General features: G+C 53.3%; 11 protein-coding genes and 1 pseudogene. 9 read left to right on the forward strand and 3 right to left on the reverse strand.

The annotated features are described in order from the left end of the window. Positions 1-33 precede the first annotated feature (33 nt). Positions 34-540, forward strand: a complete 507-nt coding sequence (locus tag AACS05_RS00500; protein ID WP_223307041.1) for a DUF2726 domain-containing protein — start codon at positions 34-36, stop codon at positions 538-540. 26 nt (positions 541-566) lie between these two features. On the opposite strand, the gene vapC is transcribed toward AACS05_RS00500, so the two are convergent. Continuing rightward, positions 567-965: a type II toxin-antitoxin system tRNA(fMet)-specific endonuclease VapC gene (vapC, locus tag AACS05_RS00505; protein ID WP_045450005.1), complete on the reverse strand. Its 399-nt coding sequence runs from the start codon at positions 963-965 to the stop codon at positions 567-569. Next, positions 965-1,198 carry a toxin-antitoxin system antitoxin VapB gene (gene vapB / locus AACS05_RS00510; protein WP_045450006.1) on the reverse strand — a complete coding sequence of 78 codons (234 nt, stop codon included), beginning with the start codon at positions 1,196-1,198 and terminating at the stop codon, positions 965-967. The genes vapC and vapB overlap by 1 nt, the downstream gene beginning before the upstream one ends. 132 nt (positions 1,199-1,330) lie before the next feature. Between vapB and traD the strand changes: the two genes are divergently transcribed. The 6 genes from traD (at position 1,331) to AACS05_RS00540 (ending at position 12,369) form a co-directional block, all read left to right on the forward strand. Continuing rightward, positions 1,331-3,535, forward strand: coding sequence for a type IV conjugative transfer system coupling protein TraD (traD, locus tag AACS05_RS00515; protein ID WP_045450007.1), 2,205 nt, complete (start codon positions 1,331-1,333; stop codon positions 3,533-3,535). Then, positions 3,535-8,709, forward strand: a complete 5,175-nt coding sequence (traI, locus tag AACS05_RS00520) for a conjugative transfer relaxase/helicase TraI (RefSeq protein WP_045450009.1) — start codon at positions 3,535-3,537, stop codon at positions 8,707-8,709. The genes traD and traI overlap by 1 nt, the downstream gene beginning before the upstream one ends. Before the next feature lie 205 nt (positions 8,710-8,914). Further along, positions 8,915-9,655, forward strand: coding sequence for a type-F conjugative transfer system pilin acetylase TraX (traX, locus tag AACS05_RS00525; RefSeq protein WP_045450010.1), 741 nt, complete (start codon positions 8,915-8,917; stop codon positions 9,653-9,655). A gap of 59 nt (positions 9,656-9,714) precedes the next feature. Then, complete coding sequence (locus AACS05_RS00530) at positions 9,715-10,275, forward strand: fertility inhibition protein FinO (protein ID WP_045450012.1); 561 nt, start codon at positions 9,715-9,717, stop codon at positions 10,273-10,275. A gap of 1,155 nt (positions 10,276-11,430) precedes the next feature. Next, positions 11,431-11,994, forward strand: coding sequence for a phospholipase D family nuclease (locus AACS05_RS00535; protein ID WP_032260480.1), 564 nt, complete (start codon positions 11,431-11,433; stop codon positions 11,992-11,994). A 132-nt stretch (positions 11,995-12,126) separates the two neighbouring features. Continuing rightward, the gene (locus tag AACS05_RS00540; protein ID WP_042077973.1) at positions 12,127-12,369 is read left to right on the forward strand and encodes a replication regulatory protein RepA; all 243 of its coding nucleotides are present in this window, start codon (positions 12,127-12,129) and stop codon (positions 12,367-12,369) included. Between the two features lie 31 nt (positions 12,370-12,400). On the opposite strand, the pseudogene AACS05_RS00545 reads toward AACS05_RS00540, so the two are convergent. Further along, positions 12,401-12,543: pseudogene (locus AACS05_RS00545) on the reverse strand (replication protein RepA). Positions 12,544-12,601: 58 nt separating this feature from the next. On the opposite strand from AACS05_RS00545, the gene tap reads away from it, so the two are divergent. Together tap and repA are read left to right on the forward strand one after the other, a co-directional pair. After that, positions 12,602-12,676 carry a RepA leader peptide Tap gene (tap, locus tag AACS05_RS00550; protein ID WP_071829104.1) on the forward strand — a complete coding sequence of 25 codons (75 nt, stop codon included), beginning with the start codon at positions 12,602-12,604 and terminating at the stop codon, positions 12,674-12,676. A 7-nt stretch (positions 12,677-12,683) separates the two neighbouring features. Then, on the forward strand, positions 12,684-13,532 hold the full coding sequence (gene repA, locus AACS05_RS00555; protein WP_255351288.1) for an incFII family plasmid replication initiator RepA: 849 nt from the start codon (positions 12,684-12,686) through the stop codon (positions 13,530-13,532). Positions 13,533-13,956: the final 424 nt, after the last annotated feature.

A 13,956-nucleotide genomic window follows, 5' to 3' on the forward strand; every position in this document is an offset into this window, starting at 1 on the left:
GTGCGGCAGTAAATCATTTTCAGCAGGTTTTTAATGAACATCACTCTTCTGTGTGGTGCGATATTTCTTGTCGCACTGCTGATGATCCGGTCCGTTAAATCACGAAAAGGATATGGCTTTAGTACATCCATACTTCTGAAAAAGCGTCAGTGCTATCAGCAACGACCGTTTTTGACAGAGCGGGAACGCGTTTTTTTCAGACAGCTTTGTGCTGCTTTCTCCGGCAGTCCTCTGCTTGTTATGGCTCAGGTCAGGCTGGTCGATGTCGTTCAGGTCAGACCAGGGATAAAGGGCAGGGGAAAACTTTCCCTGTTTCGGCAAATTTCTCAATGGCACTGCGATTTTGTTGTCATTGACGCACGTAACTTTTCGGTTAAAGCCATCATTGAGCTGGATGATCGCTCGCATCTTCGCCCGGAACGGCAGCGCCGCGATGCACTGTTCAATATAGTTGTTACACAGGCGGGTATTCCATTACACCGGCCCCGCTCAGTTAAGCAGGCCGGTGAGGTGGCAGCGAATATTCTCCGTTCTGCCTGACTTTTTGTTTGAGGATGTGTTTGTTTTTAACACCAGTCCTCAAGTCGAAGGCCGGCGATACGTTCAAACTCACGCGTATTATTTGTAACCACAATGAGCCCCCGACTGCGGGCATGACCGGCAATCATCTGATCAAAAGGGCCGACGGGTTTCCCTTGCCTTGCAAGTTCAGCCCTGATCTGACCTGTATGTGTGGCAGCGGCACTGTCGTAATCCAGCACGTCAAGGCGCGAAATAAATCCTTCGATAACCGCGAGATTACGTTCCGGGAACTGACTTTTTTCAGCTCCGTATACCAGCTCCATAACGGTCACTGAGCTGATGCACATTCGCCCTGTATTCAGATTGAAACGTTCCCGAATATGTGCCGGTTTGTTCTTAATCGTGAAGATACAGATGTTGGTATCCAGCATGAATTTCAGCATCAGAATGCGTCCCTTTCCTGCATTGCTGGCTGTTCTCTGTCGTTCATGAAATCCGCGCTGACATTATTGTCATTGCCATCGAACCAGCTGTCCCAGGCTTCTCCTGCCGGAGTAATGATCCGGGTGCGGCCAACAGCAATAACTTCGACTTTTTTTACGTCCTCAGGCAGGGCGACAGCCTTCGGCAGCCTGACTGCCTGGCTCCGGTTACTGAGAAATACGGTAGTTTCCATGGGGCACCTCACTATGGATATACGTGATGTATATCCATAGTGAGGGGTGGTGTGGGATATGTCAATGGTATATCCCGTTTATTGATTAACTGGCTTTTCATTGTTTCTGTTCTTTAACAATCGGACGTCCCTATGAGTTCAACCAAGCATATTACGCAGGGTGGACAGGTCTTCAGCTACATGCTGAACATGTTCATGCAGGTCAATAAACGCGTTTCATTCTGGCTTATCTGGTTTTTCGTCATCTTTTTGCCGCTGTTTTTCTGGCTGCGTCTTCCCTTGGAAACCATCCGTAACGGTGGTCTCTACTGGTGGCTCTCGATGACTGCACGTGGGGAGAAGGCGTTATACCGCGTGGCACCGGTGTATGACATTCCCTGGAACGGCCAGACCCTTCATGCGACCTCTGAGCAGATACTGAAAGACGACTACATGATCTGGGCCGGGAATATGTTCCTCCAGGAGCTTTATCTGGCCCTGTTCTGGGCGTCTGTTGCGGTTGGCGTGCTGGCCTTTCTGATTTTCCGTTTTCTGCGTCGCCTGGGGGAAAAACAGGCACAGGATGAACGGATGGGCGGACGTGAACTGACCGACGACGTGAAAGCCGTTGCCCGGGAGATGCGTCGCCGTGGCGAAGCTTCCTCCATCTGTATCGACAGCCTTCCCCTGATGCTCAACAGTGAAGTGCAGTACATGATGATGTACGGCACACCAGGTGCCGGTAAATCCAATACGCTCAATAAGTTGCTGAAGCAGATCCGGGCGCGTGGTGATATGGCCATTGTCTACGACAAAGGCTGTTCCCTGATTAAAAAGCATTTCAGTGAGCGGGATGATGTTCTGCTCAACGCGCTGGACAGACGCTGTGCTTACTGGGACATGTTCCGTGAGTTTGAGTCCATCCCGGATTTCGACAGTGCAGCAAATACGCTTATTCCGATGGGCACCAAAGAAGATCCGTTCTGGCAAAGTTCTGCCCGTACCATTTTTTCAGCGGTTGCCTACCGTCAGAAAAAGAAAGGTATCCACTCCTACAATGCCCTGTTACGCACGTTGCTGGCCATCGATCTGAAGGCGTTGCGTGATTATCTGGCCGGTACGGAAGCCAGTAACCTGGTTGAAGAGAAGGTCGAAAAAACAGCCATTTCCATCCGCAGCGTGCTGACCAACTACGTGAAGGCATTGCGCTATCTGCAGGGCATCGAGCGTACAGGGCGGCAACCGTTCACTATCCGGGAGTGGATGAGCACGGTGAACGATCCGCAGAAAAAACAGCATGGCTGGCTGTGGATCACCAGTAACGCCCGCCAGCACGAGTCGCTGAAGCCGCTGATTTCCATGTGGCTGGCGCAGGCGTCGAACTGCCTGCTCGGCATGGGAGAAAACCAGCATCGCCGCATCTGGTTTATCTATGACGAACTCCCCTCCCTCAACAAGCTGCCGGAACTGCCGGGGGTACTGGCTGAAGCGCGTAAGTTTGGTGGCTGTTTTGTGCTGGGATTTCAGGCCAAAGCTCAGATGGATTACACCTACGGTAAAGAGTTTGCTGATGCCATGCTGGGGCTGGTCAACACCCGTTACTTCTTCCGTTCGCCATCCAGCGCTGAGGCTGAGTGGGTTCAGCGCGAAATCGGACAGCGTCGCGACCGGGTCTTCAGCGAGCAGTACAGCTACGGTGCTGATACCGTGCGTGACGGCGTCTCCTTCAGCAAGGCGGAAGAAGATCGCTACCTGGTGAACTACACCGATGTTCAGATGCTGCCGAACCTCAGCTGTTATGTCACGTTCCCTGGTGACTATCCTGCCGTTCGTATGAGCATGCGGTACGAGAAGATGAAGGACTGCGCGGAAGAGCTGTTGCTGCGCGACATCAACGACACGCTTGACCCGGAGGTGGAAGCCGAAATCAATCGCCGTACGGAAGAAGAGGGCGATGTGGCCGCGCTGCTTGACCTGCTGGATCAGAGGGATGCCGGAGGAGAGGTCGACACTGTTGTTACTCCGATAACGACTGAAAAACAAATACAGCAGGAGAGAGTTTCCGTGGCTTCGGTTGTCGGGAACGCTGCTGTGGCAACGGCTGCGACAATGGCAGTTGCTGATGACAGCCATCCGATGGACGCCCCGCAGGTCCCGCCGGAAAGTGAAGAGCGTATCAATCGGGATACGGGTGAAATCCTGTTCCCGGGCGATGAAGGCTATGAAGAAGTGTCGTGGGAAGCAGATGACCTGACCAGTACGGCCATTGCGTCCATGCGCCAGGAAGAACGCAACCTGGTGACGCACCCCCGGCAGTCTGAGCGTGAGGCGGATGACGGCCGGGTGGTCGACTGGTAATGCTGAGTATCGCACCGATTGCCGGTGGCGGCGCCGGTTACTATGCCGCTCAGGACAACTACTATTTCCTCGGTAATCTCCAGTCACGCTGGCTCGGGGAAGGTGCGCACGCGCTGGGACTGGACGGCGTTGTGGATGCGCATCAACTGGATGAACTGATTGCCGGACGTCTGCCGAATGGTGAGAGTCTGGAGCACATGTCCGGAGGTAAAAATGTCCATCGCAGCGGCTATGATCTGACCTTTTCGGCCCCCAAAAGTGTCTCTGTGCTGATTGCACTGTATGGTGAGTCCCGCCTGCTGGAGGCATGGAATAACTCGATAACGGAAACGCTTAAAGAAGTTGAATCGCTGGTTTCAACCCGAACAATGAAGGACGGTTATTCAGAGGTTCAGCTGACGCAGAAAGCGGTAATCGCCACTTTCAACCACGACACATCACGTAATCTGGACCCGCAAATCCATACCCATGCGCTGTTTCTGAACATGACACCCACTGATGACGGGTGGCGAACGTTGGCGTCCGGTACTGTCAGAAAAGACGGATTTATTGAAGCGGTTTATGCAAACCAGCTGGCCCTGGGTCAGATTCAGCTTAATCAGCTACGCCGGCAGGTGGAGTCGATGGGGTATGAAACCGTTGATACCGGAAAAAACGGACTCTGGGAAATTAAAGGCGTTCCGGTTGATATCTTTTCAACCCGCAGCCGGGAAATCCGTGAGGCAGCCGGAGATGACGCTTCACGAAAATCACGGGACGTGGCTGCTCTCGATACCCGCCAGGCCAAACAGAAGGAGCCGGACCGGGATGAACTGCTCACAGAGTGGCATGAGCGCATTGACCGGACCGGATTCAGCTATTCCGCATTCAGGGAGAAAGCGCAGGCACGTGAAGCGCAGTTACGTACAGAGCAAGTATCGCCAGGCGTTGAGGAGAAAAGCAGTGTATTGCCGGGGCAGCCCCCCTCTGTCTCTGCTCCTCTTCAGCAGGCGGTATCAGGGGCAATCTCCCTGCTCAGCGACCGTAAAACGCAGTTTACCTACTCAGAGGTGCTGAGCCGGACACTGGCGCAGGTGGAGGCGGAGCCAGGTATCATCGCGCAGGCGCGCGCCGGTATCGAGCTGGCCATCAGCCGGGGAGAGCTGGTACCGCTCGACAGGGAGAAGGGGCTTTTCACTTCGTCTGTACACCTTCTCGATGAGCTGTCTGTGCAGCAGCTGGCACAGCAGATGATGAGGGAGAACCGGGTGATGGTGACGGCCCGCCCCGGAGGGCCATTACAGGGAACGATGGCGGTACTGGCTGACACGTTGCCGGCTGTGGCCATTATCAGTACCGGTCGGGGAGCCGGAGCACAGCGTGAGCAGGTGCAGGCGGCCGTTGCTCTGGCAGAGGCCCAGGGGCGTCAGGTTCAGGTTTTTGCACCGGACAAAAAAGGTGCTGCCTTTCTGTCGGAACAGGCCGGTCTGGCCGGCAGAGTTCAAGGTAAGGAGTTGTTGTCCGGGGATGAACTGACCACGGACAGTACACTGGTGGTGGCGGGGGCAGAGAAGTTGTCCGTGAAGGAGACGGTTACGTTGCTTGACCAGGCGCTGCGCCACAATGTGCAGGTTCTGTTGATGGACAGCGGCGGGCGTCAGGGCACCGGCAATGCGCTGGCCACGCTGGAAGACGCAGGTGTCGTACGTCTGCGGGGAGGGCGGGATAACTGCGTCAGTGTATCCGTTGTCAGTGTGGGGGATCGGCGTCAGCGTTATGCGCAGCTGGCTCAGGATTATGCCGTGTTGCATGCGCAGGGAGAAACGGTGGTGGCGCAGGCTCCGGGACGTGAGCAGGGAGCCATTGTACAGGCCATTCGTCAGGAGCTGAGAAGTACCGGGGCGCTGGGAGACAGGGAAACAGTGATTCAGACGCTGACACCGGTGTTTCTCGACAGTAAAACCCGCCGTCTGACCGACAGTTACCGGGAAGGACAGATTCTGGAGCGGTATGATGCGGAACGCCGGAAGACAGAGCGTTACACCATCGACCGTGTGACGGCCCGTAGCCGTAAGCTCACGCTGACAGGAACGGACGGGCAGTCTCAGTTAATAAAAATACGCGACCTGGACAGCAGCTGGCGCCTATATCAGCCGGGCACGCTGGCTGTGGCCGAAGGGGATGAACTGACCCTGATGGGAAAACACGGAAAACTGAGCGCAGGTGACAGTGTCACTGTAGAGTCAGTTACAGAACGCACACTGACCGTGCGTCAGGGGGAGAAGCGGCATCGTCTGGCGGTTGCTGATGGTCTGAAGGTCGGTCAGGGGTATGTCACCACACCCGGCAAGTCCGTTAGTGAGCAAGGAACCGTGCTGGCGGCAGTTTCTGCCCGCGACACGCAGGCGCAGACCCTGAACACGCTGGCCAACAGTGGTGACCGGATACAGATTTACACCTCCCTGTCAGAAGATGAAGCGCATGCCCGCCTTGAACGTTCTCCTCTGTATCGTCAGGCCCGGGAACAGGTCAGTTCGGAGGGCCGGTCACTGGATATTGCGATGCAGGAGGCAAAATCGGGCCTGATGTCTGTCGCGGAGAAGGCCGTGCGTCAGGCCATTGCAGTGGTGCAGGGCAGCAATGTGGTGTTTTCCCGTCTCGATGTGGCACAGGAGGCGCTGAAAGCTCACCCGGACATGACATTTTCAAAGGTCGGGACAACGTTCCGAACGCTGGTTCAGCGCGGCGAAGTGCTGGCTGTGCCGGGTGACAGAAGCGGAACCCGCTATGTCCCTGCCGAAACCTGGCTACAGGAAAAGGCCATTATCCGTACGCTGGCGGAAGGGAAAGGGACACAGCCTCCTCTGATGCAGGAAGTCAGCGATTCACATCTGCACGGGCTGACTGCGGGCCAGCAGGCGGCCAGCCGACTCATTCTGGAAAGCACCGACCGGTTTGTGGCCATTCAGGGCTATGCCGGGGTGGGTAAAACCACCCAGTTTCGTAGCGTGCTGGCCGCACTGAATACCCTGCCGGAAGGACAGCGACCGGAGGTGGTGGGGCTGGCGCCCACGCACCGGGCCGTCAGTGAGATGCAGAGCGTGGGGGTGAAGGCGCAGACCATTGCGTCATTCCTGATGGATACCGAACGGCGGCAGCAGACCGGGGAAAAGCTCGATTTTTCCGGGACACTGTTCCTCATCGATGAGAGCTCGATGGTGGGAAACAAGGATATGGCCGACACGCTGACGCGTATCGCCGGAGCCGGTGGACGTGGCGTGTTGTCCGGTGACAGCCTGCAGCTGCAGCCGGTGGCCAGTGGTGCGCCATTCACGCTGATGCAGCAGCGTAGCGCCATTGATGTGGCCGTTATGAAGGACATTGTGCGCCAGACGCCTGAGTTGCGCCCCGCGGTTTATGCCCTGCTCGAAGGGCGTGCGGCGCAGGCGCTGGACACCATCCGCAGCGTTTCACCGGCTCAGATTCCGCGTGAAGCCGGGGCATATGTTCCTGTTTCCTCTGTCACTGAAATCCGCCAGACGGCTGAGCAGAAAGAGCAGGCCGGGGACCGCGTTATCAGTGCCATTGTGGATGATTACACCGGCCGCACCTCAGAGGTCCGTCGGCAGACCCTGATTGTCACCCAGACCAATGCGGATGCACTGGCAATTAATACCGGTATCCATGACCGCCTCCACGCAACGGGAAAAACCGGTGAACGGGAAGTGACTGTTCCGGTACTGGTCCGTGAAAAAACACTGACGGAAGTCCTGAAGTCTGTCGCCGGACTGGCGCAGCACAGTGGCGACATTGCTCTGATAAACCAGCAGTATTACACCATTCACAGCCCGGACCGGGCGGGCGGTGTGGTTATGTTGCGGGATACGGAAGGCCGGGACCATCTGCTCTCGGCCTTTGAGAGCAGCCTGCGGGATATCGCAGTGTATTCGCGTCGTGATATCCGCCTGTCCGAAGGGGACCTGGTGCGTTTCACGCGGCAGGACCGGGAGCAGGGACGGGACACCCAGACTCTGTGGGAAGTCAGCCGGATAGCAGATAACGGCGATATCACGCTGAAGAACGGGGAAAATACACGGCTGATTCAGCCCGGACGTGACTTGCCGGATGCGCATATTGATTATGCCTATGCCGGAACTGCGCACCGGGCGCAGGGGGCGAGTGAGGCCTTTGTGATTGCGCTGGCCGGGGCAACCGGTGCGCGCCAGCGACTTGCCTCCCTCAGTGATGCGTATGTGGCGCTGTCGCGTATGAAGCAGCATGTGCAGGTCTATACCGATGACAGCGGCAGGTGGCTCTCGGCTGTCGCGGGGAGTGAAAGCCGCCAGACGGCGCATGATGTTCTGGAGGCTGAGCAGGATATCCGGGCTGTTTCCGGGCAGAAATTATGGGAACAGGCCCGGTCGCTGAATGACAGTGCTCTGGGGCGGGCGCTGTTGCGGGAGACCGGGCTGCCAGCGGATGGAGAAGCCCGGTTTATCAGCGGTAGCCGGAAATATCCGCAGCCACATATCGCGTGGCCAGCGTATGACCGCAATGGCCGACAACAGGGTGTCTGGCTGAGTGAAATTCGAATGGATGGGGACGGACGTCTGCAGGGGATCGGTGAGCAGGTCCGCCTGCTGGGGCATGAGCAGGCGGACCTGGTTGTGCTGCAGCAGAGCCGTAGCGGCGTCACACTGACGGCCTCAGCCCATCAGGAAGCGCTGGAGATGGCACGTCAGCATCCTGAGCATGGGGTGATACTGAAACAGGAGGCGGGGGCTTTACCGTCCTGGCTGACAGAGAAACTGACGCAGGGCCGTGAGCGCATACCGGACGCAGAGCTGATGGACATGCAGGGGGCACAAAAACCGGACAGTGAACTTCTGAGCCTGACTTCGCCTGAAGAGAGAGCGCGGCAGGAAGCGGAAAAAGCCATTATGAGCGCGCTGAGGGATGAAGAGCGTCTCAGTCTCCTGCCAAAAGAAGATCCGGAGATAGCTGCACAGAAAGCGGCAGAACAGGGGCTGGCAGAGTGGGGAGCAAAATATGCAGAGCGCGATGCGGCAAGGGAAGAGAAAGTGCTGGAGCGTCTGGCCCAACAGGAAGTTAACACTATCAGGCGACAGCATGCGCAGGACGTGCTGCGGGAGAATGAAAAGGAGCTGGTTATCAACAGGGAGAAAACATTATGACGGATAAAAAAGGCTATTTATACAACCCCAGACTTTACCGGAATCATTCTCATTCTTCGCAAGATTACACGGGAAATTCAGGGCGGTTTATCTCAGGTTTAATCGTCGGAATAGTTTTGTGTTGTTTCGTAATATGCCTGTTTCCGCGAGAGGCTTTAGGTACTTTGATTTGGTATATGCGTTTAAGGAAGAGCTGGAGTATTGAATGAACGTAATTTCAGAGCGAAATGAAACGGCCAGATTATGTGCATTACTGTCTTTCTCTCCCCTGCAGCGCGATGTCATTAAAATCATCGCCTTTCTGGCGATGGTGGCCGACCATGTTGCGACGGCGACCGGCATCGGTTCACCATGGCTTAATCTGTTGGGGCGGTGTGCTTTTCCGCTATTTGCACTGGTCTGTGGCTGCAATCTGGCGGGAAAAACATTGCGACAATCAGCCCTCAACCGGCTGTGGTTAATGGCGGTACTGGCACAACCCGCCTTCTGGCTGGCGTTCCGGGATGCCGGGAATCAGTGGTGGCAACTGAATATTCTGTTCTGCTTTGCTCTTGTACTTCAGCTATGTCAGCTCTGGCAGAATCCCAGCGCCGTTAAGGGATTCCTGGCCGTTACCTGCGTGGCGTTTTATCTGCCTCTCAGTACAGCCAGTTACGGCTGGGGTGGTCTTGTTATGGTGGCCATAGCAATCATGGTCTGGCAAGTGAAAAGTGCGTATCAGGTGGCTGTATTCGGTCTTTGGCTGATAACGGTGGTGACGGTGAATAGTTCCAGTCATGGAATAGCAGCGCTCTCTGGGGTATTGCTGACGCTGGCCGTGGTATATGGGGTGTATGCTCTTGTTCCGGCGTCAGAACAGCGGCTTCGGACCAGTCGGTGGTTTGCAGAGGGTTACATAATTCAGCTGTTGCTTATAGCCCTTGCGGTTACATCGTTTCAGGCTTAACGGACTGACGACACATCGTTTAAAATCCTCCCGGGAAGAGACATTACAGGCCAACGAAAATGACTGAAAATAAACGTCCCGTACTTACACTGAACCGAAGCAGCACTCCGCATATGCCGGTACAGCGTCGGAAGAAGATTGTCCATGTCACCACACCTCCTGCATGGAAAGAAAAAAAGCAGAGGCTGGCAGAAAAAGTTGCACGGGCTGCTGATCGTGCGGAAAAACGAAAACAACTTCTGGCTGCTCTGAATACGTATCAGAAGTTGCAGCCACTGGATGATGCGGTAGCGCTGCTGAACACCTGGTGGCCTAAGTTGTTTGACGGGGAGCGACTTCGTCCGATGCAGTGCGGTATCTGTGAACGGCTGTTTGCTGATATTGAGGCACGTAATTTGCCAGTGTCCCGTACACAGGTTCGCCGCGCTCTTAAGTCCGTTGCCCGTTCAGAAGTATACCGCGCCAACATAATTACAGGTGCCAGCCGGTATAACCATAAGGGAGAGGTTTGCGGATACGTCACTGACGAAGATGAAATCAATGCACAGGAACGGCTGAAGAGACTACGCCGGCAGAACGAGCGAAAAGCAGAAATTCAGGCCGCACTTGAAAAGTTGTGAAAAAAACCTCCATCCTGAGATGGAGGAAAGTCATTCAGCTTTCAGTATGACTTCTGTTGAAGTCTCACAACCACATAATAACAAAGGTTTATTGTAAGGTTAAGTGTGGAAGTTTTTTGGGAACCATGGTGTTCCTTATACGAGCAAATACAGTATCTGTTAGAAATATGCTGGTTTGTCGAGATTATATTAATCGTGAAATTTTGTATGAATTACATTGATACCGCGGGTTTTAGTGTGTGGAGTCTGGAATATTTCCTGCTAAAGGCAATTCTATTCTATGACAGTCTTTGTGAAATAGAGCGGGATGGGTTTATATCGATAAGGGAAAAGACAGTGATAGAAAGGAAAGAACAGTTGTCGATATTATCAATGAAATTGCTATTAAGCTAATGATGGGAACGGGGGGATGTATATTTTATAGTACATGATTTATCAGTCAGGTCAGTATCAAAATCAGAACTGAGCGTTTTGCTTTCCTGCCCACCGGGTGAGTATCTGTCATATCAGCTCGACTAATCTATCCTGTCAGTAGGGTGTAAAGCCTCGTCATTCAGTCTGTTGGATACGTCATGCAAGTATATTAATAATACTGCTAATTATATGCTGGCCATTTATGGTGCGTATACTGTAAGGGTATAAATATATTGGTAAATGTAATGATCTCAAGTAAAAATAAAGCCAGGGTTAATAAAATAAAAATCCATATGAAGCGTGAATATGAACGCATGACGAATTATTTTCTTTGTGGGTTGATATTTCTGATAGCTGGGGTAGCCATGCGGGAGGTGATGAATTTAGTATTTGATACCTGAGTTGAAAACTGGCAGAAAGACCCTGAAGCTCAATTTTATCGTCTGCTCTGGAATGTACTGATGTATGTCATTCCCTGGGGATTATGGTCCCTTTCTGCTGGCTGTCTAATTGTATACGGGTTATGGAATATAGCCATATTCGTGAGCGGGCGAGTGAATATGTATATGCTCGTCCGGCGCGCAATACTGGCTCCGCAGCATCTGTCGACAGAAGAAAACAGTCAGGGATAAAAAATGAGCTGACGCATTCGTGTTACTCAGTTGTCCAACCCGGTAAGCGGGAAAAAGCCAGTTTTCCCCACTCACCGGGTTTCTGAATACATCCAGTGAAGGAAATACTATGCAAATAATTCATAAAAAACATATGACCCGATGGCTTCTGCCTGGCTTGTTCGCTCTGGTTCTGTGTGCGCCAGCACCGAATACTTACGCAGCCACCATTGAGGCAGGATTTTCACCAGAAGGGGCGGCCCTGCAACTGGTTCTTAAGACAATTGATACCGCACAGCAGGAAATTCGTCTGATGGGTTATTCCTTCACCTCTCCGGATGTGGCCAGCGCCCTTGTCAGAGCAAAACGCCGGGGAGTGGATGTAAAAGTGGTGCTGGACTGGAAAGCCAATACCGGAAAGAGTAACAACGCCAGCAAAGCGGCGATGAACCTGCTGACTGGTGCCGGCATCCCGGTACGTACCATCAGTGCTTACAAAATCCTGCACGATAAAGTGATCGTCGCTGACCGCCGCAACACCCAGGTCGGCTCATTCAACTACACCCGTGCTGCAGACCGTTCGAATTCGGAGAATGTGCTTGTGGTATGGGATGACACGGTCGTTGCGCAGAAATACCTGAGCCACTGGGCATCACGCTGGGCACAGGGAACGGACTGGAAACAGACATACTAAGCCGTAATAAGAAACGATCCCCGGATGTAAACCGTGCGCCAACGCGGGTTACGTCCATAAAGTAAGTCGCTGATTTCCTGAATCTGTAGTATTCTCTGCAAAGATCCTTATTTGATCTTTGAGGAGGCAGAGATGTCGCAAATTGAAAATGCAGTAACTTCCTCATCGAAACGAGCTTACCGAAAAGGTGCGCCTCTTAGTGTAAGTGAGAGGAAAATGCGTTCGGTATCCCGCAAAAGGGAGACTCATAAACCTGTAAATGTGTTCATCCAGAATTCTCACAAAGAAAAACTGGACGCATTTTGCCAGGAGAATGGGTTAACTCAGGCAGAAGCGATAGAGTTACTCATAAAACGAGAATTGTTTGGTGAGTAGTCACTTTTGTTGATCGAACTGTCTTTGAATGCTAAATTCCTGTTCGTATAAATAATTGTGATGGCTGGCCACGCCATAAGGTGGCAGGGAACTGGTTCTGATGAGGTGTCTACCCGGGACCAGAAAAGCAAAAACCCCGATAATCTTTCTCTTGTTTGGCGACGCGAAGAAGATTACCGGGGCCCACTAAAACTGCATAGAAGCTGTTGCTCTATGCAGGGAGTATACGTGCATGCTCAGAAAACTTCAAGACCCGATTCTGTGCTTACTCCTTCCGAGCAACATAAGTGCAGGAAGGTGTGGCTGACACTCAAATCCTGTTATCCCATTACTGTCAGGTCAAAAACCCGAATCCGGTGTTCACGTCTCGTGAAGGCGTACGGACACTGCCATTCTGTAAAAAGTTGATGGAGAAAGCCGAAGGTTTCACCTCACGGTTTGATTTCTCCATACATGTGGCCAATGCCCGCTCTCAGGGAAAAAGACGACGCAAACCACCGGTACTACGCTGTCGTGCTATTGATGCACTGCTGCAGGGTCTGTGCTTTCACTATGATCCGCTGGCTAACCGGGTCCAGTGTGCCATCACCACGCTGGCGATTGAATGCGGACTGGCCACCGAATCTGCTTCCGGTAATCTGTCCATTACCCGTGCCACCCGGGCACTGAAATTCCTGTCTGAGCTGGACCTGATTACCTATCAGACCGAATATGACCCGGCAATCGGCTGTTATATTCCGACCGATATTACGTTCACCTCGCTATTGTTTTCTGCCCTCGATGTGTCAGAGGAAGCCGTTGCGGCCGTACGCCGCAGCCGTGTGGAATGGGAAAACAAACAACGCAAAAAACAGGGACTGGCCGCTCAGGGGATGGATGAGCTGATCGCAAAAGCCTGGCGCTATGTTCGCGAACGTTTCCGTCACTACCAGTCTGAGCGTAAGGCCCACGGATTTAAGCGTGCCCGTGCCCGCCGTGATGCGGACAGAACCCGCCAGGACATTGTTACCTTAGTGAAACGGCAGCTGACGCGGGAAATTGCAGAACGACGATTTACCGGCAATCATGAGGCTGTGAAACGCGAGCTGGACCGTCGCGTGAAGGAGCGCATGATCATGTCACGGAACAGCAACTACACCAGGCTGTCCATAGCCTCACCCTGAATAACCCCTTGCTGAAAATCCGGCCAGCGCCGGAGGATTTCGTACGTCCGGACAAAATACCCGTACAAATTACGAACAATTCTCACTCCTTTCTTCCTATCTGACTTTCCAGTCCATCCTGTTATACGTCCCTGAAAGCACTAAAACACGGCAGAAATCATCGCAAACTGACTTATCAACATATAACTGCAAGGGAAGTTTCCATTAAGTTACAGCCGTTACAGATACAAAGCGCCAGCCGCAGGCGTTACAAAGTGCGTGATTCCTTTTAAACCCCTGCTCAGTAATTCTTTTAAACCACTTAATACTTATCATTTTAATAAAAGGCCTTTTCATCGCCTGTCCTATGGACAGACGACAAAGCACCTCCTATCGCTCCGCGACGGGCCCCGAAACCAACTCCATTTAGTTACAACATTCAAAA

The sequence above is a fragment of the Citrobacter sp. S-77 genome (assembly GCF_963864895.1).
Taxonomy (GTDB): Bacteria; Pseudomonadota; Gammaproteobacteria; order Enterobacterales; family Enterobacteriaceae; genus Citrobacter; species Citrobacter murliniae.